Below are 23,378 nucleotides of genomic sequence, written 5' to 3'. Positions count from 1 at the left end.
CGGTGCCTCGCCGGACTCAATCCAGCTTCAGGAAATGCTCGCGGTAATGGAGCAGCTCGTCGATGGATTCGTGGATGTCGGCCATCGCCGTGTGCTTCTGGGCCTTCTTGAAGCCTTCCATCGCGGCGGGCTTCCAGCGGCGCGCCAGTTCCTTGAGCGTCGACACGTCCAGGTTGCGGTAATGGAAGAAGTCTTCCAGCTTGGGCATGTAGTTGGCCAGGAAACGGCGATCCTGGCAGATCGAGTTGCCGCACATCGGCGATTTGCCGGCCGGGATGTAGGCCTTGAGGAAATCGATGACCTGCTGCTCGGCGTCGGCCTCGCTGATCGTCGACGCCTTGACGCGGTCGATCAGGCCGCTCTTGCCGTGCGTGCCCTTGTTCCACGCGTCCATGCCGTCCAGCATCGCGTCGGACTGGTGGACCGCGAAGACCGGGCCCTCGACGCGCACCGTCAGCTGGGCGTCGGTCACGACGACGGCGATCTCGATGATGCGGTCCTTGTCCGGATACAGGCCGGTCATTTCCAGATCGATCCAGATCAGGTTCTGGTCATTGAGGGGCAGCACGGGATTGGCACCGGAGCCCGCGGCGGGGGTGGCGGGGGCGGCGCTGGTGTCGGTGGTCATGGGGTTGTCCTTCAGATTGGGCGCGATTGTCGCCGAGTCGGGCCCCTCTACACTTGCGTCCATGCAGATCCCTCCCGCGGCGTTCGCCGCCGCTCCGGCGCCCTCGGCGCTGAGCCCCTCCCCGCTGGTGCTGACTGCGGCCTTCGTCGCTGCGGTCATGCTGTCCTTCCTGGTCAAGCTCTGGCTGTCCTCGCGCCAGATGCGCCATGTGGCGCGGCATCGCGGCGCGGTGCCGGCCGCGTTCGTCGGCACCGTGCCGCTGTCGGCGCACCGGAAGGCGGCCGACTACACGATCGCCCGCGGTCGTTTCGGCACGCTGCACCTGGCCTGGGACACCGCCCTGCTGATCGGCTGGACGCTGCTGGGCGGCCTGGACCTGCTCAACCAGTGGGCGCTGTCGTGGCGGCCCGCGCTCGGCGACATGGGCTACCAGCTCGGCCTGCTGACGGTGTTCTCGCTGCTCTCCGGCGTGCTGGACCTGCCCTGGACGCTCTACAACACCTTCCGGCTGGAGGAGCGCTTCGGCTTCAACCGCACGACGCTGAAGCTGTTCCTGGTCGACGGCGCGAAGGGACTGGCGGTCGGCGCGCTGCTGGGCCTGCCGATCGCGGCGTTGATCCTGTGGCTGATGGCCCAGGCCGGCAGTCTCTGGTGGCTGTGGGGCTGGGGCGCGTGGATGGGCTTCAACCTGCTGATGCTGGTGGTCTATCCCACCGTCATCGCCCCGCTGTTCAACAAGTTCCAGCCGCTCGAGGACGCCGCGTTGCGCGAGCGCGTCCAGACGCTGATGCAGCGCTGCGGCTTCGCGGCCAAGGGACTGTTCGTGATGGACGGCAGCCGGCGCTCGGCGCACGGCAACGCGTACTTCACCGGCCTGGGCGCGGCCAAGCGCGTGGTCTTCTTCGACACGCTGCTGGAACGGCTGAACCCGCCGGAGGTCGAGGCCGTGCTCGCGCACGAGCTGGGCCACTTCAAGCGCCGCCATGTGCCGCAGCGGATGGTCCTGATGTTCGCGTTGAGCCTGGCGGGCTTCGCGCTGCTGGGCTGGCTGAGCGCACGGGCGGGCTTCTACCTCGGCCTGGGCGTGCACCCCAGCCTGGACGCCCCCAACGACGCGCTGGCGCTGCTGCTGATCATGCTGGCGCTGCCGCCCTTCGCCTTCTTCCTGACGCCGTTGATGTCGCTGTGGTCGCGCAAGCACGAGTTCGAGGCCGACGCCTACGCCTGCGCGCAGGCCAGCGGTGCCGACCTGTCCAACGCGCTGCTGAAGCTGCATGAGGACAACGCCGGCACGCTGACGCCGGACCCCGTGTTTGCGCGCTTCTACTACTCGCACCCGCCGGCCAGCGAACGGCTGGCGGCGATCGCCTCGCTCACGAGGCCCTCGACGCTGTCCTCCCCCGCGGGGCATGCGGCATGAGCAAGGACATCCAGACCGGGCTGGTGGTGCGCGGACACGGCCGTCACTACGTCATCGAGGACAGCGAGGGCCAGCGCATCCATTGCCTGACCCGCGGCAAGAAGAGCGATTGCGTCGTCGGCGACCGCGTGCGCTGGTTGCGCAGCAGCGATCACGAAGGTGTCATCGAGAAGGTCGAGCCGCGCCGCAACCTGCTGTTCCGCCAGGACGAGTGGAAGACCAAGAGCTTCGCGGCCAACCTGGACCGGCTGCTGATCCTGGTGGCGGTGGATCCGCAGTTCTCCGAGTCGCAGCTCACGCGGGCGCTGATCGCGGCGCGCAGCGCCGGCATCACCGCCGACATCGTGCTGAACAAGACCGACCTGCCCGGTGCGGACGCGGCGCGCGAGCGCCTGGCGCCGTACAAGGCGATGGGCCAGCGCGTGATGGAGCTCAGCTTCAAGGGCCGCCCCGACGAGGCGAGCGACACGCTGCGGCCACTGCTGCACGGCCAGGCGACGCTGGTGCTGGGTCCCAGCGGCACCGGCAAGAGCACCCTGATCAACCTGCTGGTGCCCGACGCGAAGGCGCAGGTGGGCGAGATCTCCCAGGCGCTGAACTCCGGGCGCCACACGACGACCACGACGCAGTGGTACTGGATGGACGCGCAGCGGCAGGCGGCGCTGCTCGATTCGCCGGGCTTCCAGGAATTCGGCCTGCGGCAGATCGCGGCGCCGGACCTGGCGAGCTACATGCCCGATTTCCAGCCGTATCTGGGCGAGTGCCGCTTCCACAACTGCAGCCACCGGCATGAGCCGGGCTGCGCGGTGCTGGTCGCGGTCGAAGCGGGCAAGATCAGCCCGTCGCGCTACCGCATCTACGACGAGCTCTGGGACGAGCTCAGCGCGCCGCCGAAGTACTGAGCGGGGCGACGGCCGCTGGCCCTCACCCCCACCCTCTCCCGCAAGCGGGAGAGGGCGTAAGAACGGCGCTCGGTGGGACACGCTCTCCCGCTTGCGGGAGAGGGCGGGGTGAGGGCCAGCGGCCTCACGCCGTCAGCGTTCCAGGCGCGGATCGACGTTGGGGACTTCGCGGACTTCCGCGTCGATCACTTCACCTTGCGGCGCACGACTGCCGTTCATGCCGCTCATGCCGTTCATCCCGCCCGGCCGGAAGGCCTGCGAACGGAACTGCGCCGCGCGGCGGAACGTGGCCGTGTGCAGCGTCGGCTTGCGGCCGCGGATCAGGCTCCACAGCAGCACGACGCCGAAGATCACCAGTCCGGCGGCAAGCACCACCAGGAACAGCACGATGGAAGCCGCCGCCAGCACGAGGCGGGCGGCGATCGAGAAAAGCGTGGAGAGCAGGTTCATCGGTCTTTCAGATCGGGGCGATCGGGCGGTTTCAAGTGCGCGCGACGATCCCCCGGGGTCAGCCTCGGCCAATGTAGGGCATCTTGGTGGCCATGACCGTCAGGAAAGGCACGTTGGCCGACGGCGGCAACTCCGCCATGTAGAGCAGCGCGCTGGCGGCATGGGCGACGTCCATCCGCGGTTCGACCATCGTGCCGCCGTGCGCCTGTGGCACGCCGTGCACGAAGCGTTCGGTCAGGTCGGTCTCGGCGTTGCCGATGTCGAGCTGGCCGGCGGCGATGTCATGCCGGCGACCGTCCAGCGCCAGCGTCTTCGTCAGGCCGGTGATGGCGTGTTTGGTCGCCGTGTAGGCGATGGATCCGGGCCGCGGCGCGTGCGCCGAGATCGAGCCGTTGTTGACGATGCGTCCGCCGCGCGGCGACTGCCGCTTCATCAGGCCGAAGGCCGCGCGGGCGCACAGGAAACTGCCGGTCAGGTTGATGTCGACCACGGCCCGCCAGGTCTCAATGCTGAGCTCGTCGATGTCCGACGCGGGCGCGCCGCGTCCGGCGTTGTTGAACAGGAAATCGAGCCGGCCCCAGCGGCGCTCGATCGCATCGAAGGCGGCCGCCACCTGCGCCTCGTCGGCGACATCCGTGGGCAGCACGAGCGCGCGCTCGGGCGCGAACGCGGCGGTCTCACGCAGCATCTCGTCGCGGCGGCCGAGCAGCGCGACCTGCCAGCCGGCCTGCATCAGCGCGTGCGCGGCGGCGCGGCCGATGCCCGAACCGGCCCCGGTGACGGCGGCGAAACGGAGTTTGGAGGGCGTCGCCGCGGCGAGCGGGACGACCTCGGGCGAAGCGGTCACGTCGGCAGCGACGGGATCGAGGGCGGCGTGGGCAGAGTCCATCCCCGCATCATAGGGAGCACGGCGGACATCGGCTGACCCGAGGCTGAAGCGGCGGCGCGATCTGCGCCCGCAGTCATCCCGGGCATCGCGTCCTGCACGACCCCCAGCACAACCCCCCGCACCACCCCCTGCGCCACGCCCTGCATCACCGCCTGAAGCGGAGCCGGCCAGGACAGGCGGATGCCGGACAGCGCGTCGTGCTCGCTCATCGCGCGGCCACCTGTTCGCCATCCATCGCGCGGTCCGCGCGGCGGGACGTGACCACCACCGTCGGCAGCGTCTGCAGCTCGCCGGCAGCGCGCAGCGCGGCCAGGGTCGTGGTGGACTTGCCGTTGATGACCACCGTGGGCAGTCGCTGCGGCGCTTCGGCGCGGCTGGGCAGCGCCAGCAACAGGCCGGCGACGATGCCGGTCGCGACGCCGATCAGCGCGGCGACGCGCTTGACGTTCGTGAATCGGTCGTAGCAGCGAATGGTGTTCATCTCGTTCTCCGGGGCCGCGGGTTGTTCTTGCGGCACGGGACGAATGATTCCAAGGGTTAACCCCGAACGAAAGCCGGCTGCGACCAATCCGTGCCTGCCGGCGATGAACTGCGGCTGGACGCGATGAATGACCCCCTTCAAAAGGGTTTACGCCAAGAATTAGGGGCCCCTTCCGGGGCCCCTCGTCGGACGGATGCGGTGCCTGATCAGGCAGGAACGAGGCCGCGTCCCTTGAGCATGGGCACGACGCTCGCATCGCGACCGCGGAAGGCGCGATAGGCCGCGCCCGGCTCCCGGCTGTTGCCGACCGACAGGATGTTGTCCAGCACCGATTGCGCGGTCGCCGCGTCGAACGGGTCGCCCGCCTCGACGAAGGCCTCGAAGGCGTCGCAGTCCAGCACTTCCGCCCACAGGTAGACGTAGTAGCCGGATGCGTAATAGCTGCCCGAGAACAGATGCTGGAAATGCGTCAGCCGGTGGTTCAGGCCGATCGCCGGCGGCAGGCCCAGGCGCTCCAGCGTCTCGCGCTCGAAGGCGACCGGATCTGGTACGTCCGCCTGTTCCCGGCCATGCAGCGCCAGGTCCACCAGCGCCGACGCGCAGTAACGCACCGTCTCGTAGCCCTGGTTGAAGGTCGCCGCCGCCTTCAGGCGGTCGAGCAGCGCGCCCGGCAGCGCCTCGCCGGTCTTGCAGTGCCGCGCATGCCGCCTGAGCACCTCGGGCTCGGCCATCCAGTGCTCCATGAGCTGCGAAGGCAGCTCGACGAAGTCGCGCAGCACTTGCGTGCCGGACAGGCGCTCGAACTCGACGTCCGAGAGCAGCCCGTGCAGGCCGTGGCCGAATTCGTGGAACAGGGTGCGCACGTCGTCGAAGGACAGCAGCGTCGGCTCGCCCGGCGCGCCCTTGGCGAAGTTGTTGTTGTTCAGGATGATCGGCAGCGCGGCCATGCCGTTGCGCGCCTGCCAGCGCAGCGCGTTCATCCAGGCGCCGCTGCGCTTGGTCGGACGCGCGAAGTTGTCCTGGACGAAGATCCCGCGCAGCGAGCCGTCGGGCCGCTGCACCTCGTAGACCTTCACGTCGGGGTGGTAGCCGGCGACCTGCGGCTGTGCGACGAAGCGCAGGCCGTAGAGGCGCGAGGCGCAGTCGAACATCGCCTGCACCATCGCGTCCAGCGGGAAGTAGGGCTTGACCTCGGCCTCGTCGAGCTGGAAGCGCTGCTGGCGGACCTTCTCCGCGTACCAGCGCCAGTCCCAGGCCTCGATCGTCAGGTCGTGGCCGAGCTGCGCGCGGACTTCGTCGAGCATCGCCCGCTCGCGCGCCGCGGCCGCCTTGGCCGGTTCCCAGACCTGGTCCAGCAGGCCCTGCACGGCGGACTGACGGCCGGCCATCGTGTCGGCGAGCGCGTAGTCCGCGAAGCTGCGATGCCCGTGCAGCGCGGCCTGCTCATGGCGCAGCGCGAGGAGCTCCCGCACCAGCGCCCGGTTGTCGGTCTCGCCGGCGATCTCGCCGCGGCCGACCCAGGCGCGCCAGGCCGACTCGCGCAGGTCACGGCGTTCGCTGAAGGTCAGGAAAGGCACGATCAGCGAGCGCGACAGCGTCACGACGTGCACGTCCGCCTCCGTCTGTCCGCGGTCCAGCGCGGCCTGGCGCGCGGCGGCGCGGACGAAGTCCGGCAGGCCGGCCAGTTCGGCCTCGCCGCGCAGCACGAGCTGGTAGCTGCTTTCGTCCGCGAGCACGTTCTGCGCGAAGCGGGTGTTGAGCTCCGCCTGGCGCTCCATGTTGGCGGCGTAGCGCGCGCGGGCCTCGCCCTGCAGCCGGGCGCCGGCGCGGACGAAGTCCAGGTGCACGCGCTCGAGCAGCCGCAACGATTCGGGCGGCAGGCCCAGCGACGCGCGCCGCTCGTGCAGCCGCTCGACGCGCTCGAACAGCGCGGCGTTCAGGTAGATCGCGTTGGTGTGCGCCGCCAACGGCGCAGCCATGCGGCGTTGCACGGCCTGCAGCTCGGGCGAGCTGGCCGAGGCGCTCAGCGTCGAGAACAGGTGTTCCAGCGCGGTCAGCGCGCGGCCGGCGCGATCGAGCGCGGCCAGCGTGTTGTCGAAGTCCGGCGCGGCCGGATTCGCGGCGATCGCGTCGAGCTCGGCGCGATGCGCGGCGAGCGCGGCCTCGAAGGCGGGTTCGAAGTGTTCGGCGCGGATCGCGTCGAACGGGGGCAGCCCGTACGGGCCGGTCCAGGCGGACAGCAGCGGATTGGTGCTCATCGGGTCTGCCCCTGCCTCATCACTTCTTGTTCTGTTCCTTCTTGATCGCGATCTCGTCGGCCTCGTCGTACGAGCGGCTGGCGCACTTGAACTTCCAGTCGTTGCGCTTGTCGTTCAGGTCCTCGACAGCCTCGTTGAAGTCGTCGGCGATCTTCTGGTGCGCATCCACGCGGGCGTTGAAGGCCTTGTTGACCTCGACGCGGTCGTTGCGCGACTTGTTGAAGGCGTCGATCTTCGGCTGCAGGGCGTTGGCGCGGGCCTGGTACTCCTCCTGCTTGGCCTTCAGGTCGGCCTTCTCCATCTTGGACGCGCCGGCCTCGATCTCGGCGCCGAAGGCCTTGACCGCGTCGATCTCGGCCTTCAAGGCCGCGCCCTGCGCCTGCATGTCGGATTCGAACTTGTCGGATTCCGCCTTGGACGCCTTCAGTTCGTCGCGCTCCTTCAGGACCACGGCCTTCTTCTTGTCCAGCTCGGCGGCGGCTTCCTCGTTCTGCTGGTTCGAAGTCATGCAGGTGCGCAGCTCGTCGCGCGTCATCAGCTTGCCCTTGCCGCCCTTCGTGGCCGGGGCAGCGGCGGGCGTCGACGTGGCCGGCTTGGCGGCGGGCTTGGCGGGCGTGCCCGTCTGGCCGCTCGTCTGGGCGGAGGCCAGGCCGCAGGCCAGCAGTGCCGCGACGGCGAGGGAGGTGCGAAGAGTGTTCATGTCGTCTCTCAAGTCATTGCGCCGCAGGGGCGCTGTCTCGTCGGTACGGACCGTCCGGCTCGCGGCCGGTCCGAGGTGCGGGTCGGCATGATGCCACGACCCGGATAATGCGCCGCTTCAGATCGTTTCCGGCCCGCGTGCAGCCCGCACGGCAGGCCGTCCACCCCGACCACGACCGCCTCAGGCGGCACCCCACCATGGCGCTCAAGGCCACCATCCACAAAGCCCAGCTGCAACTCTCCGACATGGACCGCCATGTCTACGGCGAGCACTCCCTGACCGTCGCCCGCCACCCGTCGGAGACCGACGAGCGGATGATGCTGCGCATCCTCGCCTACGCGCTGAACGTGCCGGCCGACGACCTGCACGGCAAGCTGGAGTTCAGCAAGGGCCTGTCCGATGTCGACGAGCCGCCGTTGTGGCAGCTCGACCTGACCGGTCAGGTCGTCCACTGGATCGAACTCGGCCAGCCCGACGAGCGCCGGCTGCGCCAGGCGCACGGCCGGGCGGATCGCGTCACCGTCATCGGCTACGCGTCCAGCACGCCGGTGTGGTGGGCCGGCATCCAGAACAAGCTGCAGCGCACGCCCAATCTGGCGGTGTGGCAGATCCCGGCGGAGCAGGCGCAGGCCCTGGCCGCCCTGGCCGAACGCGGCATGCAGTGGCAGGTCAGCATCCAGGACGGGACGGCGTACGTCAGCACCGAGAAGGGCGCGGTGGAGATCACGCCGCAGGTGCTGAAGGAACGCGAGGCCTGAGACCTGGAGTAAGGTGAGGTGCGGAGACCCCAGCCCTCACCCCCGCCCTCTCCCGCAAGCGGGAGAGGGAGCAAGACATCGATCAGGAGTTCGTTGTGCCGCAATCCGTGCCGTCCTCTTCCACCGAAGACACCGAAGCCACCGAGCCCACCGAACCCACCGCGTCCTTCGCGGCCTCCGGCTCCGTCGCTGACGACACCGCGGCCTCGTTGGCCGGGGACGATCCGTTCCTGTGGCTTGAAGCGCTCGAGGGCGACGAGGGCGAACGCGCGCTGCAGTGGGTGCGCGAGCGCAACGAGACCACCCTCGCCGCGCTGAAGGCCGAGCCCGAGTTCGAACCGCTGCGCGAGGAGCTGCTGCAGATCCTCAACGCCCGCGACCGCATCCCGCATGTCGCGCGGCGCGGGGACTGGTTCTACAACCTGTGGCAGGACGAGGCCCATCCGCGCGGCCTGTGGCGGCGCTGCACGCTGGAGGAGTACCAGCTCGCCGAGCCGCCCTGGCGCCTGGTGCTGGACCTGGACGCGCTGGGCCGCGACGAGGGCCGCAGCTGGGTCTTCCACGGCGCGACGGCGCTGGCGCCCGACTACCGGCGCTGCCTCGTCTCGCTGTCCGACGGCGGCGCCGACGCGCACGAGCTGCGCGAGTTCGACCTCGAGACGCTGCGTTTCGTGGCGCCGGCCGAGGGCGGCTTCTTCGTGCCCGAGGCGAAGAGCGACGTCGAGTGGCTGGACGTCGACACGCTGCTGGTCGGCAGCGATTTCGGGCCTGATTCGCTGACCGAGTCGGGTTATCCGAGGCAGGTCCGGCGCTGGGCGCGCGGCACGCCGCTGGCGGCGGCGCCGGTGATCTTCGAAGGCGAGAAGGCCGACGTGTCGGTGTCCGTGTCGGTCGACCGCACACCGGGCTTCGAGCGCGTCGTCTTCAGCCGCGCGCTGGATTTCTACAACGAGTCGCGCTTCCTCTGGAAGGACGGCGAGTTCGTCCCGATCGACCTGCCCAGCGACATGAGCGTCCACCTGGAAGGTCCGTGGATGCTGCTGCGTCCGCGCACCGACTGGGCCATCCCGCACGGACCGACCTACCCGTCGGGCTCGCTGCTGCTGATGGAGGAGGCCGCCTTCTGGAAGAACGAGCGGCACGACAAGCACATCCGGGTGATGTTCTCGCCGACGGCGGGGCGCTCGCTCGAGGACTACACGCTGACCCACCATCACCTGCTGATCAACGTCAGCGAGCATGTCGCGAGCCGGCTGGAGGAGTGGGACCTGTCGCACCGGCCGCCGACGCTGCGCCAGGTCAAGGCGCCCTTCCCCGGCACGCTGAGCGTGCAGAGCCTGCACGACCCCGAGCTGCGCGAGGACGCGCTGGGCGACGCCTACCTGCTGCACTACTGCGACTTCCTGACGCCGGACGTCGTCTGCCTGGCGCGGGCCGGCACTGATGCGCGTGAGACGCTGAAGCAGCGCGGCGCGCAGTTCGACGCCCACGGCATGACGGTCGAGCAGCGCTTCGCCACCAGCGCGGACGGCGAGAACGTGCCCTACTTCGTGATCGGCAAGCGCGGCAACGACGCACGGGCGCAGAAGGAGACGCCGACGCTGCTCTACGGCTACGGCGGCTTCGAGGTCTCGCTGCAGCCCTGGTACTCGGGCGGCAACGGCCGCGCGTGGCTGGCACGCGGCGGGCAACTGGTGGTGGCCAACATCCGCGGCGGCGGCGAATACGGCCCGCGCTGGCACCAGGCGGCCACGCTCGAACACAAGCAACGCAGCTTCGACGATTTCATCGCCGTGGCCGAGGACCTGATCGCCCACGGCCTGACGCGGCCTGAACGGCTCGGGATCATGGGCGGCAGCAACGGCGGGCTGCTGGTCGGCGCCTGCATGGTGCAGCGGCCGGAACTGTTCGGCGCGGTCGTGTGCCAGGTGCCGCTGCTCGACATGAAGCGCTACCACCTGCTGCTGGCGGGCGCGTCGTGGATGGCCGAGTACGGCGATCCGGACGAGCCCGACGACTGGGCGCACATCGCCGCGTACAGCCCGTACCAGCAGTTGAAGCCGGGCGTGACCTATCCGAGGGCGCTCTTCGCCACCTCGACGCGCGACGACCGCGTGCATCCCGGCCATGCGAGGAAAATGGCGGCTCGCCTGCAGGCGTTGGGGCAGGCGTGCTTCTATTACGAAAACATCGAGGGCGGCCATGGCGGCGCTGCGGACAACCAGCAGCGGGCGCTGTTGCAAGCCCTCGAGTTCGCCTACTTGTGGCGTCAACTCGGCAGGGAGGCCTCTCGTGGAGACGCATCTTGAATTTCGTCATCCAGCATCATCCTGACGCGAGATGCTTCCTGGCGCAGCCGCACCCTGGGCTGCAATGCCGGCTCGACTACGAACGTCACGGCGAGCAGCTGATCATCACGCACACCGGCGTGCCGGCGCAGTTGACGGGGCAGGGCCTCGCCGCCGCGCTGGTGGAGGCGGCGGCGCGCTGGCTGGCGGAATTCCCGCTGCAGCTCGTGCCCGGCTGCAGCTACGTGCGGCACTGGCTGCTGCGGCATCCGCGCTGGCAGCGTCTGCTGACGCCCGCGCCGGCGCAGCGCGTGCTCAACGAATGGTTCGGCCTGCCGGGCAGCGCGCAGGACGGCCAGGTCCAGATGAAGTGGTTCAAGAAGGATGCCGCCTTCGACGCGGCGCTGCGCGAGCGCTTCGGCCCCGTCATCGACCAGGCGTTGCAAGGCGGTCTGCGCGAATGGGATTCCACGGCCTGGGGTGCGCTGGCGAGGATCCTGGTGCTGGACCAGTTCACGCGCAACGTCCATCGCGACACGCCCACGTCCTTCGCCGGCGACGCGCTTGCGCTGGAGGCCTCACTGGCGCTGCTCCCTCGCGCGCAAGACCTCGGCACGCTGGAGCGCTGGTTCGTCGCGATGCCGCTGGAGCATGCGGAGGACCTGGCGATGCAGGATCGCAGCGTCGCGACCTTCGAGGCCTTGGCCGCCGAGGACGAGCGCCTCAAGGATGCCCTCGACTACGCGCACAAGCACCGCGACGTCATCGCGCGTTTCGGCCGCTTCCCGCACCGCAACGAGATCCTCGGCCGCGCCAGCACCGACGAGGAACGCGCATTCCTGACGCAGCCCGGTTCGCGGTTCTGACCGCCCTCGGGCAGGGCCGGGGCAGGCGACGAAGTCGTGCCATCAAACACTGACCGGGCGCGTTCTGTCTGACCGCAGCGAACCGAAGGTGAGCGAAGGGAGTTGAGCGCCCCAGGCACGACGCGAGTCGCCTGCCCCGGCCCTGCCCGAGGGCGGTCCGCGCAGTCCTCTACCTGGTTTCCAACTCCTGCAGCAGCCGCCACATGACCTTGCCCGAGCCCGACTTCGGCAGCGCATCGACGAACTCGACGATGCGCGGCGCCTTGTAGGCGGCCATGTGCTCATGGGCCCAATCGATGATGTCCTTGTCGGTGGTCTTGCCCTTGGCTTCGGCGCGCAGCACCACGACTGCCTTCACCGTCTCGCCGCGGTAAGCGTCCTTGGCCGCGATGATGCAGGCCTCCTGCACCGCCGGGTGGCGGTACAGCAGCATCTCGACCTCTGACGGCCAGACCTTGTAGCCGCTCGCGTTGATCATCCGCTTGAGGCGATCGGTGATGAAGAAGTAGCCCTCCTCGTCCATGCGCCCGAGGTCGCCTGTGCGGAAGAAGCGCTTGCCGTCCAGCTCGACGAAGGCCGCGTCGGTCGCCTCCGGTTGCCGCCAATAGCCCTGGAACACCATCGGGCCATGCGTGATGATCTCGCCCACCTCGCCGACGGGCAGCTCCTCCAGCGTCGTCGGATCCACGATGCGCGAGTCGACGCCGAAGATCGGGATGCCCAGGCACTGCAGCTTCGCGCGCTCGGGCGGATTGCCGTGGCTGGGCGCGGCGGTCTCGGTCAGGCCGTAGCCTTCCGCGAAGGTCAGGCCGAACTCGGCCTGCAGCCGCTCCGCCACCGCCTTGGGCATCGCCGCGCCGCCGCCGCTGAGGTATCGCAGGCTGCGCAGGTCGAAGGACTTGTAGTTCGGGCTCGCGAAGAGATCGATGATCATCGTCGGGATGCAGGTCCAGTGTGTGACTTGGTAGCGCGAGATCAGCCGCCCGCAGAGCTCGCGGTCCCAGCGCGGCATGATCACCAGCGTCATGCCGATGAACACCGGGCCCAGCACGCCGTAGAGCGTGCCGGTGATGTGGAACATCGGCACCACCGCCAGGCCCACCGACTCCGCGCTGGCGTAGCCCCACTGGCACCCGCCGCAGCTGTTGGACATCAGTGTCGCGTTCGTGTGCACGCAGCCCTTGGGCAGCCCGGTGGTGCCGGAGGTGTAAGGCAGCATCGCCAGGTCGTCCGGACCCGCGGTGTGCGGTCCCGGCGTCAGGCCGGCGGCGATCGCTTCGCGCCAGTCGGTCGCGCCCGGCGGCAACTCGTGCACGGCGGTCAGCCACTGGCGCATCGCCTCCGGCGCATCGCAGGCGGGATCCGGGCCGGCGGGCGGCAGCATCTGCCAGTACTGCGTCACCAGCACCGCGCGGGGCCGCTGCGACGCGGGCAGCTTCTCCGCGGCCCGGGCGACGATGCCGGCGAGTTCGCCGCTGCAGATCACGACCTTGGTCTCGGGGTCCGTCAGGTAATGGCCGAACTCGTCCTCCCGGTTCATCGGATTGACGGGCACCACGACCGCGTCCGCGCGGTTGATCGCATAGAACGCGATCAGGTACTGCGGACAGTTCTGCAGGAACAGCGCGACGCGATCGCCCTTGCCCACGCCCTGCGCGCGCAGCCAGCCGGCGAGCGCCTCGGCCTGCCGCCGCATCTCGCGGAAGCTGAGCGTGGCGCCGAGGAACTGCGTCGCCGCCTTGTCCGGATAGCGGTTCGCGGCGACCTCCAGGTTGAACCACAGCGAGGTCCGCGGGATCGCCAGCCGCCGCGGCAAGCGGGCCGGCCAGTGGCTGTACTGCACGTCGGCGTTCTCGGGACGGGGGGTGACCACGCGCGTCATCGATCTGTCTCCTGTCTTTGTTTGGACCGATCTTCAGTCGGTCTCTCCGCCTGCCTTGTCACAGCAGCGACAAGGGACCGGTCAAGCCGGGCGCTGGGCGGTGTGGCGTAAAGCAGACTGGTCCCCGCCATTGGGGTGGTCCCGTAGATGCTCCTCCCCACCCCCGCGCGTAGCATGCGGGCTTTTACCAATGCCCCTGCGGCACGCGCCTCCGACCCGGCGGCCTTGGCGTGCCATCGGGCCGTGCCTCCGTCCATGCTGATCGCGCGCCGTTCCGCCCTGCTGGGGCTGCTGACCTGTGTCCTGGGATCCACTGCCGCCACAGCGTGGGCGATTCCCGCCGAGCAGACGCTGGACCTGCCCGCCGGCCCGGTCGTGCTGACCGTCGGCGGTGCGCTGCGCAACGCCAACCGCGACGGCCGCGCGGCCTTCGACATGGCGATGCTCGAGAAGCTCCCGCAGGTGAGCTTCAGCACCCAGACCCCCTGGTACCCGAGCCCGCGCAAGTTCACCGGTCCGCTGCTGCGCGACGTGCTGGCCGCCGCCGGCGCGCAGGGCCGCACCATCGAGGCGCGCGCGCTCAACGACTACCGCGTCAGCATCCCCATCGACGACAGCGCGCGCTACGACGTCATCGTCGCGCGACTGATCGACGACAAGCCGATGGCCGTGCGCGACAAGGGCCCGCTGTTCCTGATCTATCCGTTCGACCGCGCGCCCGAATTGCGCAACAGCGTCTTCTACGGGCGCTCGGCGTGGCAGCTCACCCACCTGGAGCTGCGTTGAGCATGTCGCGCGACGCCGCCCGCATCGTTTCGGCCAAGCAGCGCCGCTGGCGCATCGCCGTCTCCTCGATGGGCCTGCTGCTGGTGCTGGCGCTCGCGGGCGTGGCCTGGCTGCAGGCGCGCCAGTACGAGGCGCTCAACGGCACGCGGCGCTACCAGGACGACTACCTGGTCTGGAGCCTGTTCCAGTTCGAGACCGAATACCTGAAGCTGCGCCTGTCGCTCGAACAGGCCGCCGGGCCGAGCGTGGCGGTCGATCCCGACCAGGTCGCGCAGCGCTATGAGATCTTCGTCAGCCGGCTCAACCTGGTGGAGAGCGAACACGCCGCGCTCGTGCTGGCGCATCACCCCGACTACCAGCGCACGCTGACGCGCACGCAGGACTTCGTGCGCTGGGCCGATGCGCTGCCGCTCAACGGCGCGCTGATCCGCGAGCACCCGGAGCGCATCGCCGAGATCATCGACCGGCTGGAGCCGCTGGCCGACCCGATCCGCGACCTGTCGCTGACCTCCACCCACCACGTCGCCGAGGACGTGACGCAGCGCAACGAGATCGTGCGTAACCAGAGCCGCATCAGCCTGGGCCTGACGGCGGTGCTGTCGGCGATGACGCTGCTGTTCGCGGCCGTCATCTACCGCCAGTTCCGCGGCCTGGAGCGCTACGGCGACAAGCAGAAGGCGCTGGCCGCGCGGCTCATCGACGCGCAGCGCGAGGCCGACGCCGCCAACCGCGCCAAGACGGTCTTCCTCGCCAACATGAGCCACGAGCTGCGCACGCCGCTGCAAGGGTTGCTGGGCATGCTGGGCCTGATCAAGGACGCGCCGCTGACCACCGCGCAGCAGGACCAGTTGAGGGCCGCGAACGACTGCGCGCGGCATCTGCTGGCCGTGCTCGGCGACATCCTGGACGTGACGCGCATGGAGGCGGGCGGCCTGTCGATCGCGCCGGAGCCGCTGCAGCCGGGCGCGCTGATGAAGGAGCTCGAGGCCTTGAGCCGGCCGCAGGCCGCGGCGAAGCGGCTGTCGCTGCACTTCGGCGTCGACGACGACGTGCCCGGCTGGGTGCTGGCCGATCCGACGCGGCTGCGCCAGATCCTGCTGAACCTGCTGAGCAACGCGCTGAAGTTCTGCGACCGGGGTCACGTCGGCTGCCAGATGCGGCGCGGCGTCGGCGCGCTGGGCGAGGACCTGTTGATGGTCGAGGTCAGCGACACCGGCCCGGGCATCGACGCGGAAACGCAGGCGCGGCTGTTCCAGCGCTTCAGCCAGGGCGACGCAAGCACCTCCCGGCGACACGGCGGCGCGGGGCTGGGGCTGGAGATCTCGCGCCGGCTGGCGCGTGCGATGGGCGGCGACATCCATGTGCAGAGCGCCCTCGGCCAGGGCGCGCGCTTCACGCTGGCGCTGCCGCTGCGCGCCGGCGCGGACCTGCCGCCGGGGCGCATGCTGCCGGGCGGCAAGGCCGCCGCCAACGCGGGCCCGGCGGTGTCGACCACCGCGGCGCCGGCGGCGCCCGTTGTGCCCGAGGTGCCCGTCAGCGGGCTGCGCGTGCTGGTCAGCGAAGACAACCCGACCAACCGCATCGTCATCGAGGCGATGCTGGAGCGGCTCGGCCATCATCCGACGCTGTGCGAGAACGGCCTGCAGGCGCTGCATGCGCTGCGGCAGCAGCCCTTCGACCTCGTGCTGATGGACCTGCACACGCCGCAGATGGACGGCTTCGAGGCGACGAGATTGATGCGCGAACTGCCGGCGCCGCGCGGACGGCTGCCGATCGTCGCGTTCTCGGCGGACGCGTTCGAGGAGTCGCGCCAGAAGGCCGACGAGGCCGGCATCAGCGCCTTCCTCGCCAAGCCGGTCGAGCTGGAGACGCTGCGCGCGTGCCTGCAGACGCTGACGGCGTCGCCGGCGCGGCCCGAGGCCGCCTGATTCGCGCCACCTCGGAGAGCGCACGGCCGATCACCTGTGCTGAAGCCGGCAATCGGTCTCTTATAGTTGCTCTCCACCACGGAGAGCCCCGCCCATGTACCTGTCCCGGATCGCGCTGACCAACGTGCGCTCGATGGCGTCGCTGGCGATCGACTTCGGCGCCGGTCCGGGCGCGCCCGCCGGCACGAACCGGCGCTGGACGCTGCTGCTCGGCGAGAACGGCTGTGGCAAGAGCACCGTGCTGCGCGCGATCGGCCTGCTGCTCGCGGGCAGCGAGGCCTTGCCGGACCTGCTCGGCGACGCGGACGCCTGGATCCGCAACGGCGCGCGGCAATGCCGCATCGCCGGCACGCTGGTGACCGCCAAGGGCGAGCCGCGCGAGATCGCGCTGGAGCTGCATCGCGGCGACGGCCTGCGCCAGATCTTCGAGCGCAACGCGCAGACGCTGGAGGCGCTGGACGCGGCGATCCGCCACGCCGACCGCAATTACTTCGTGCTGGGTTACGGCGTCTCGCGCCGGCCGCCCGAAGGCGGCAATCGCATGAGCGGCCCGCTGGACGATCCGGCGCGCTCGTCGCGGGCCCGCGCGCTGGCCTCGATGTTCTCGCCGGAGGCGTCGCTGGTGTCGCTGCAGCGCTGGGCCATGGACCTCGACTACCGGCGCGGCGAGGCGGCGCTGGCGCCGATCCGCGCGGCGCTCAACCAACTGATGCGGGGCATGAACTTCTCCCGCATCGACAAGGCGTCGGGCCAGCTGATGTTCAAGACGGTCGACGGCGAGGTGCCGTTGAACCAGCTGTCCGACGGCTATCAGAACATGGCGGCCTGGTGCGGCGACCTGCTCTTCCGCATCACCGAGGCCTTCCCCGATCGCAAGGACCCGCTGGCCACGCGCGGCGTGCTGCTGATCGACGAAATCGACCTGCACCTGCATCCGGTCTGGCGCCGGCAGCTGGTGGATTTCCTGTCGGCCCTGCTGCCTCACTTCCAGTTCATCGCCACGACGCACTCCGCGCTGACCGCGCAGCAGAGCGGCGAAGGCGAGCTCTTCGTCATCCGCCGCGAGGGCCCGACGCAGCGGCCCACGCTGGTGCCCTTCGTCGGCGAGCCGCGACTCATGATGCTGCATCAGTTGCTGATGAGCCCGATGTTCGGACTCGAGTCGATGGACTCCGTGGCGGTGGAAGCCGCGCGGAACACGGCGCGCAAGCTGCACACGAAGACGAAGACGACAGGCAAGGCGCTGACCACGCGCGAGCGCTCGCAGCTGCAGCGCAGCGCCGAGGTCCTGCGCGCCGCGCCCGAGTGGGACGCCGTGCCCGACTACGCGCGCCAGCAGACCGCGCTGCTGAAGGAACTCAAGACGACGATCGCGAAGCAGGTGGCGGCATCGACGAAGTCAGCGAAGGCAGCGCCTGCGAAGAAGTCCGCTGCCAAGGGACCGACGAAGCCCGCCGCGCCGGCGCCCGCGCTGTCGCCGACCAAGCTGAAGGCGGCAGTGAAGCGGGTGGAGCGCTCGAAGTGATCCGGCTGCGGCGCGGCCGGGATGCCGCGAGCCTGGGCGCGTTCACCGGCGCCAAGCTGCAGCAGCGGCTGCTCAAGCTCGAAGGCTACTTCTACGAGGACGGCGGGAAGGTCGACTTCAAGCCCAAAGCGCGCCAGATCTGGTCGACGGCCAAGGCCGCGCTGAAGCTCGATTCAGCCGGCAAGTGCGCGTACTGCGAGGCCGACACGACCGTCGTCGCGCATGGCGACGTCGAGCACTTCCGCCCCAAGGACCTGTACTGGTGGCTCGCCTACTGCGTCGACAACTACACCTTCAGCTGCCAGGTCTGCAACCAGGTCTACAAGGGCAACACCTTCCCGGTCACCGGCGCGCGCCTGAAGCCGCCGCGCATGCCCGCGGCGCAGCCGGCGGATGCCGCCAAGGCGGCGGCGCTCGCGGCCACCTTCTGCCTCGATCCGGCGATTGCCACGGACGCGACGCTGAAGCGTTTCTTCGCCGGCGAGCAGCCGCATCTGCCCGACCCCTACCTCGTCGATCCCGAGAAGCTGCTGTCGTGGAACGCGATCGAGGAAACGCACGAGGTCTGGCTCATCGCGCGCGGACGCTCGGCGAAAGCCAAGGCCGCTGCGAAAGCCGCTGAAGAGGTGCTCGGCCTCAACCGCACGGAGCTGCTGCGGCTGCGCTGGAACCACTACGACCTGCTGCGCACCCTGGCGCTGGCGTTCCAGGAGATGGACCCGGTGTCACCGACCGCGGCCAAGGTCCTCGCCGGCATCCGCCGCCGCGCGGACGGCGATCAGCCGTTCGCGGGGATGACGCGGCATTTCCTGCGGACGTGGGGATTGCTCTCGTCCTGAGCCCGATCAGACGACCACCGGCTCCGGCTCCAGCCGGATGCCGAAACGGCCGTAGACGCTTTCCTGGATCGCGCGTGCCAGTGTGACGACCTCGGCGCCGCGCGCCTCGCCGCGGTTCACCAGCACCAGCGCCTGCTTCTCGTAGACCGCCGCGCCGCCGACGCTCTTGCCCTTCCATCCGCAAGCGTCGATCAGCCAGCCCGCGGCCAGCTTGAAGCTGCCGTCGGCCATCGGGTAATGCACGATGTGCGGGTCCCGGGCGATGATGTCGCGGCACTGCTCCGCGCTGACCACCGGGTTCTTGAAGAAGCTGCCCGCATTGCCGATGCGCGCCGGATCCGGCAGCTTGGCGCGGCGGATCTCACAGACCCACTCGAACACCTGCCGTGCGTCGGGCGAGGTGATGCCCGTCTCCGCCATCTTGCGTTCGAGATCCAGGTAACCCAGCTGCGGCTGCCAGGGCTTGGGGCAGCGCAGTCGCACCTTGGTGATCACGCTCTTGCCCGCCAAGCCGCCGTAGCCCGTCTGCTTGAAGACGCTGTCGCGGTAGCCGAAGCGGCACACCGCCGCGGGCAGCGTGACGCGCCGGCCGGTCGTCAGGTCGACGACGTCCACGTTCTCCAGCCGGTCCTTCAGCTCGATGCCGTACGCACCGATGTTCTGCACCGGCGCCGCCCCGACGGTGCCGGGGATCAGGGCCATGTTCTCCAGTCCCGGCACGCCCAGCGCCAGCGCCCCCGCCACCGCCTCGTGCCAGGGCACGCCCGCGCCGGCCTCGACGATCCAGCAGTCGTCGCGCTCCTCGACGCTCAGGCCCTGGATCTCCATCTTCAGCACGACCGCATCGACGTCCTTCGTCAGGACGAGGTTCGAACCGCCGCCCAGCACGAACTTCGGCGCGCGGCCCAGCTCGGGGTGGTCGACGACGCGACGGACGTCCAGTTCCTCGCGGATGCGCACCAGCCGGCGCGCGGTGGCGGGCAGGCCGAAGGTGTTGTACGGCTTGAGGTTGACGTCGTGCTCGATGACGACGCCGTCGCGGCGCTCGGTCGAGGGGGGGATGGCGGGAGACTGCATGGCTAGAATTCTCGCCCATATCCCCCAGGACCCCTTCGGCGGCCGGCGCCCGACAATCGGTCGTCGCCCGCCCCTCTGAAAGAGTCGTACACACATGCCCAGCTTTGACACCGTCCTCGAACCCGACATGGTGAAGGTCCGCAACAGCGTGGACGCCAGCGCCAAGGAGATCGCGACCCGCTTCGACTTCAAGGGCACCAGCGCCGCCATCGAGTGGAAGGACAAGGAAAAGGAAGTCCACGCCACCGGCGACGCCGAGTTCCAGCTCGAGCAGATCGAGGCCGTGCTGTATTCGAAGCTAACCAAGCAGGGCGTCGTGCTCGGCTTCGTCGACAAGCAGGACAAGATCGAGAAGCTCGGGGGCGACCGCGTCAAGCAGGTCTACAAGATCAAGAACGGCCTGGAGGCGCCGGAGGCCAAGAAGGTCGTCGCCGCGATCAAGGACAGCAAGCTCAAGGTGCAGGCCCAGATCGAGGGCGACATCGTGCGCATCACCGGCAAGTCGCTGGACGACCTGCAGGGTGCGCAGGCCGCGCTGCGCAAGGCACTGCCCGACCTGCCGCTGAGCTTCGACAACTACCGCAAGTGATCCTCGGCGCGGACCGCGCGTCGATCCGGCGCCGGTCCCGCTCCGCCACGCGGGCGCCCTGCCCGCCTGCGCGCCGCGACGGCATCGGCCGCGCGTCAGAACAACATTCCCGGGGGACGAGATGAACACTCTTCGCAGGACCGGCCGGCGACGTCCCGTCGCCGCCGCGTTCACGACGCTGGCCGCGGTGGCGGCGCTGCTGGCGATGGGCGTTTCGACCGCGCGCGCGGACAGCGTCAAGGCCGCGCGCTACTACGAGGACGCGCTCAAGCGCTTCGAGCGCCAGGACCTCGACGGCGCCGTCATCCAGCTCAAGAACGCGCTGCAGCAGGACACCCGGATGCTGTCCGTACACGTGCTGCTGGGCAAGGCGCTGCTGATGCGCAGCGAGGCCGCGGCCGCCGAGATCGAGTTCAACGAGGCACTCTCCCAGGGCATCAACCGCGCCGAAGTGGCCGTGCCGCTGGCGCAGGCGCTGGTCGCGCAGGGCAAGCAGGCCGAGGTGTTCAAGCAGCCGGCGCTGGTGCCCGACGGCCTGCCCGACGCCGTGCGCAAGCAGTTGCTGCTCGTGCGCGCCGGCGCGTCGTCCGACATGGGCGATCCCGTGCGCGCGCAGTCGCAGATCGAGCAGGCGCGCGCCATCCCGCCCGACAATGCCGAATCCTGGCTGGCCGAAGTGCCGCTGCGACTGCGTGCGCGCCAGTTCGAACCCGCCACGGCTGCCGCCGACCGCGCGTTGGCACTGGCGCCCGGCAGCGGCGAGGCGCTCTACCAGCGCGCCACGATCCCTCATGTGCAGGGCCGGCTCGAGGAAGCCCTCAAGGCCTACGACCGCGCGCTCGCCGCCGATCCCCGCCATCTGGAGGCGCAGCTCGCGCGCGCCGGCCTGCTGATCGACCTGAACCGCGATGCCGATGCGCTCGCGCAAGCGCAGTCGGCGTTGAAGCTCGCGCCGACCGAGCCACGCGCGCTCTACCTGACCGCGGTGCTGGCCGAGCGGCGCGGCGACGCAGCCAACGCCCGCAAGGCGCTCAAGTCGGTCACGGAGGCGCTTGACCCGGTTCCGATCGAATTCATTCGCTACCGTCCCCAGGCGCTGATGCTCAACGGGTTGGCGCATTTCGGGCTGGGTCAACTGGAGAAGGCCAAGCCCTACCTCGAATACGCGCAGCGCCAGACACCCAACAGCCCGCTGTCCAAGCTGCTGGCGCAGGTCTATGTGGCCGAGCCCAACCTGGACCGCGCCGCGGACGTGCTGGAGTCCTACCTGAAGGCCTACCCCGGCGACGGCCAGGCGCTGGTGATGATGGCCACGCTGCAGATGGCGCAGGGCCGCCATGCGCGCGCCGCGACGCTGATGCAGGAGGCGCTCAAGGCCAAAGACGCGCCCGAATTCCGCACGGCGCTGGGGCTGTCGCTGCTGCGAGGCGGCCAGTCCGGCGATGCGATCGGCGAACTGGAGAAGGCGTTCCAGCGCGACCCGCGCCAGACCTATGCCGGGATGGCGCTGGTGTCGCTGTACCTGCGCGGCGGTCAGTCGGCCAAGGCGGTCGCCACCGCGGACAAGCTGGTCAGGCAGTCGCCGGGCAATCCGACGATGTGGATGCAGTTGGGCATGGCGCGCCGGGCGGTCGGCGACTTGGCGGGCGCACGCGAGGCCTATCGCAAGGCCGGGGAACTCGATCCCAACCTGGTCGAGGCCCAGTTGGGCCAGGCCCGCGTCGACATCGGCGAGCGCAAGTTCGATGCGGCGCAGGTGCGGCTGGCCGCGTTGCTCACGGCCAATGAGAAGAACGTCGACGTGCTCTACGAAATGGCGCTGCTGAGCGAGGCACGCGGCCAGACGGCCGAGGTACCGCGCTGGCTGGCCAAGGCGACCGACGTCAGCACCGCGCGCAACACGCGCGCCGACCTGGCGCTCATCGCATGGCAGTTGCGGCAGGACCAGCCGGCACCCGCGCTCGAGGCAGCCAAGCGGCTGCTGGGCAAGACGCCGGACGATCCGCAGGCCTTGATCGCTTACGCCCAGGCGCAACTCGCCAATCGGGATGTCAACGGTGCGCGCGCGACCTTGACCAACGCGGCGCGGCGCTCCGGTTTCGGCGCCGATCCGCTGGCGCAGATCGCGGCGCTGCAGCTCGACGCGCGCGATCTCCAAGGCGCCGCCTACAGCCTGGACAAGGCCTTGCAGGCCGCGCCGCAGCATGTCTCGGCGCTCGCCCTCTCGTCGACGGTCGCGCTGCGGCAAGGCAACGTCGCGCAGGCTGAGAAGCAGGCGCGGCTGGTGGTCCAGCTCCGGCCTCAGGCGGCGATCGGGTATTCGCTGCTGGCGGACGTCGCCCAGGCCCGTCGCCAGCCGGCGCAGGCTGTGGAGGCGCTACGCAAGGCGCACGAAGTGCAACCCACCAGCGGCAGCCTGCTCGCGCTGATGCGCGGTCTCGGCCTGCAGGATCCCGCCAGCAAGGCGCCGCAGGACGTCGCCGAGCGCTGGCTCAAGACACATCCTGCCGATCTGGCCGCGTGGAAGGCGCTGGGCGACGCGCAGGCGCGCACGGGCTCGTTCCCGGCGGCGCGACGCAGCTACGAGACCGCGCTCAAGCTGCGGCCCGACGACGTCGAGTCGCTCAACAACCTGGCCAGCACGATGATCCGCCAGGGCGAGCCCGCCGCCGCCGCCGTGGTGGCGGAACGCGCATTGGCCAAGGATCCACGCCACGCGGCAGCGATCGACACCGCCGGCTGGGCCTATCACCTGTCCGGCAACGCCGACCGCGCGCTGCAGTTGCTGCGCGATGCACGCCTGCGCGAACCGGACAGCCCGGACATCCGGTATCACCTCGCCGCGGCCCTGGCCAAGGCCGGCCGCAAGAGCGAAGCCAAGGAGGAACTGGACGCCGCACTGCGCAGCACGGCGTTCGAGAGTCACAAGGAAGCGCTGGCCTTGAGCCAGACGCTGCGCTGACACCGCAAAGCCCCTCTGGTAAGGGGTTCCTGCGCCTGTCGGAAGAACTTACAGTCCTGTTCCAGAGACGGACACATGCCACGGCAAGTGCTTGTGCCGCAAGGGATTCAAGACGTTGGCCCGGGCCTTGCTAACAGTGGGTCCAACGAA

Annotated in this window: 20 protein-coding genes; 11 read left to right on the top strand and 9 right to left on the bottom strand. The window is 69.8% G+C overall.

The window, feature by feature from the left end:
• Nucleotides 1-16: 16 nt before the first annotated feature.
• Nucleotides 17-628 (bottom strand): oligoribonuclease, encoded by a 612-nt coding sequence (gene orn / locus AC07O8_RS17200; RefSeq protein WP_495049200.1) that lies wholly within the window; start codon nt 626-628, stop codon nt 17-19.
• Nucleotides 629-785: 157 nt separating this feature from the next.
• Here orn and AC07O8_RS17195 point away from each other — a divergent pair, with 157 nt between their 5' ends.
• Complete coding sequence (locus AC07O8_RS17195; RefSeq protein ID WP_495049475.1) at nt 786-2,048, top strand: M48 family metallopeptidase; 1,263 nt, start codon at nt 786-788, stop codon at nt 2,046-2,048.
• Nucleotides 2,045-2,950 (top strand): ribosome small subunit-dependent GTPase A, encoded by a 906-nt coding sequence (gene rsgA, locus AC07O8_RS17190; protein WP_495049199.1) that lies wholly within the window; start codon nt 2,045-2,047, stop codon nt 2,948-2,950. Before AC07O8_RS17195 ends, rsgA begins: the two co-directional genes overlap by 4 nt.
• Nucleotides 2,951-3,082: 132 nt before the next feature.
• On the opposite strand, the gene AC07O8_RS17185 is transcribed toward rsgA, so the two are convergent.
• From AC07O8_RS17185 to AC07O8_RS17160, 6 genes are all read right to left on the bottom strand, one after another.
• Nucleotides 3,083-3,400 carry a hypothetical protein gene (locus AC07O8_RS17185; RefSeq protein ID WP_495049198.1) on the bottom strand — a complete coding sequence of 106 codons (318 nt, stop codon included), beginning with the start codon at nt 3,398-3,400 and terminating at the stop codon, nt 3,083-3,085.
• A gap of 58 nt (nt 3,401-3,458) precedes the next feature.
• Complete coding sequence (locus AC07O8_RS17180) at nt 3,459-4,289, bottom strand: SDR family oxidoreductase (protein ID WP_495049197.1); 831 nt, start codon at nt 4,287-4,289, stop codon at nt 3,459-3,461.
• Nucleotides 4,244-4,498 carry a hypothetical protein gene (locus tag AC07O8_RS17175; protein ID WP_495049196.1) on the bottom strand — a complete coding sequence of 85 codons (255 nt, stop codon included), beginning with the start codon at nt 4,496-4,498 and terminating at the stop codon, nt 4,244-4,246. Before AC07O8_RS17175 ends, AC07O8_RS17180 begins: the two co-directional genes overlap by 46 nt.
• Nucleotides 4,495-4,770, bottom strand: coding sequence for a hypothetical protein (locus AC07O8_RS17170; RefSeq protein WP_495049195.1), 276 nt, complete (start codon nt 4,768-4,770; stop codon nt 4,495-4,497). The genes AC07O8_RS17175 and AC07O8_RS17170 overlap by 4 nt, the downstream gene beginning before the upstream one ends.
• 206 nt (nt 4,771-4,976) lie before the next feature.
• Nucleotides 4,977-7,028 carry a M3 family metallopeptidase gene (locus AC07O8_RS17165; protein ID WP_495049194.1) on the bottom strand — a complete coding sequence of 684 codons (2,052 nt, stop codon included), beginning with the start codon at nt 7,026-7,028 and terminating at the stop codon, nt 4,977-4,979.
• 19 nt (nt 7,029-7,047) lie between these two features.
• The gene (locus AC07O8_RS17160) at nt 7,048-7,728 is read right to left on the bottom strand and encodes a hypothetical protein (RefSeq protein WP_495049193.1); all 681 of its coding nucleotides are present in this window, start codon (nt 7,726-7,728) and stop codon (nt 7,048-7,050) included.
• Nucleotides 7,729-7,925: 197 nt separating this feature from the next.
• Here AC07O8_RS17160 and AC07O8_RS17155 point away from each other — a divergent pair, with 197 nt between their 5' ends.
• From AC07O8_RS17155 to AC07O8_RS17145, 3 genes are all read left to right on the top strand, one after another.
• Nucleotides 7,926-8,486, top strand: coding sequence for a YaeQ family protein (locus AC07O8_RS17155; RefSeq protein ID WP_495049192.1), 561 nt, complete (start codon nt 7,926-7,928; stop codon nt 8,484-8,486).
• A gap of 95 nt (nt 8,487-8,581) precedes the next feature.
• Nucleotides 8,582-10,795, top strand: coding sequence for a prolyl oligopeptidase family serine peptidase (locus tag AC07O8_RS17150; protein WP_495049191.1), 2,214 nt, complete (start codon nt 8,582-8,584; stop codon nt 10,793-10,795).
• Nucleotides 10,792-11,640, top strand: a complete 849-nt coding sequence (locus tag AC07O8_RS17145; RefSeq protein WP_495049190.1) for a DUF924 family protein — start codon at nt 10,792-10,794, stop codon at nt 11,638-11,640. The genes AC07O8_RS17150 and AC07O8_RS17145 overlap by 4 nt, the downstream gene beginning before the upstream one ends.
• A gap of 169 nt (nt 11,641-11,809) precedes the next feature.
• Here AC07O8_RS17145 and AC07O8_RS17140 read toward each other — a convergent pair whose 3' ends face one another.
• Nucleotides 11,810-13,522 (bottom strand): long-chain fatty acid--CoA ligase, encoded by a 1,713-nt coding sequence (locus AC07O8_RS17140; RefSeq protein ID WP_297529597.1) that lies wholly within the window; start codon nt 13,520-13,522, stop codon nt 11,810-11,812.
• 255 nt (nt 13,523-13,777) lie between these two features.
• Here AC07O8_RS17140 and AC07O8_RS17135 point away from each other — a divergent pair, with 255 nt between their 5' ends.
• From AC07O8_RS17135 to AC07O8_RS17120, 4 genes are all read left to right on the top strand, one after another.
• Nucleotides 13,778-14,308 carry a putative pterin-binding protein gene (locus AC07O8_RS17135; RefSeq protein WP_495049189.1) on the top strand — a complete coding sequence of 177 codons (531 nt, stop codon included), beginning with the start codon at nt 13,778-13,780 and terminating at the stop codon, nt 14,306-14,308.
• A gap of 2 nt (nt 14,309-14,310) precedes the next feature.
• Nucleotides 14,311-16,236, top strand: coding sequence for an ATP-binding protein (locus AC07O8_RS17130; protein ID WP_495049188.1), 1,926 nt, complete (start codon nt 14,311-14,313; stop codon nt 16,234-16,236).
• 94 nt (nt 16,237-16,330) lie between these two features.
• Entirely contained in the window at nt 16,331-17,761 is a 1,431-nt protein-coding gene (locus AC07O8_RS17125; RefSeq protein WP_495049187.1) for an AAA family ATPase, read from the top strand.
• Entirely contained in the window at nt 17,758-18,600 is an 843-nt protein-coding gene (locus tag AC07O8_RS17120; RefSeq protein WP_495049186.1) for an HNH endonuclease family protein, read from the top strand. Before AC07O8_RS17125 ends, AC07O8_RS17120 begins: the two co-directional genes overlap by 4 nt.
• Nucleotides 18,601-18,606: 6 nt before the next feature.
• Here the strand turns inward: AC07O8_RS17120 and murB are convergent, their stop codons facing one another.
• Nucleotides 18,607-19,677, bottom strand: a complete 1,071-nt coding sequence (gene murB / locus AC07O8_RS17115; protein WP_495049185.1) for a UDP-N-acetylmuramate dehydrogenase — start codon at nt 19,675-19,677, stop codon at nt 18,607-18,609.
• Between the two features lie 94 nt (nt 19,678-19,771).
• On the opposite strand from murB, the gene AC07O8_RS17110 reads away from it, so the two are divergent.
• Nucleotides 19,772-20,266: a YajQ family cyclic di-GMP-binding protein gene (locus AC07O8_RS17110; RefSeq protein ID WP_495049184.1), complete on the top strand. Its 495-nt coding sequence runs from the start codon at nt 19,772-19,774 to the stop codon at nt 20,264-20,266.
• 121 nt (nt 20,267-20,387) lie between these two features.
• The gene (prsT, locus tag AC07O8_RS17105; RefSeq protein ID WP_495049183.1) at nt 20,388-23,228 is read left to right on the top strand and encodes an XrtA/PEP-CTERM system TPR-repeat protein PrsT; all 2,841 of its coding nucleotides are present in this window, start codon (nt 20,388-20,390) and stop codon (nt 23,226-23,228) included.
• Nucleotides 23,229-23,378 lie beyond the last annotated feature (150 nt).

This window comes from Roseateles sp. GW821-FHT09G09 (assembly GCF_059415965.1).
The sequence above is the reverse complement of the archived record's forward strand: the minus strand, read 5'-3'. Positions and strand labels throughout refer to the sequence as shown.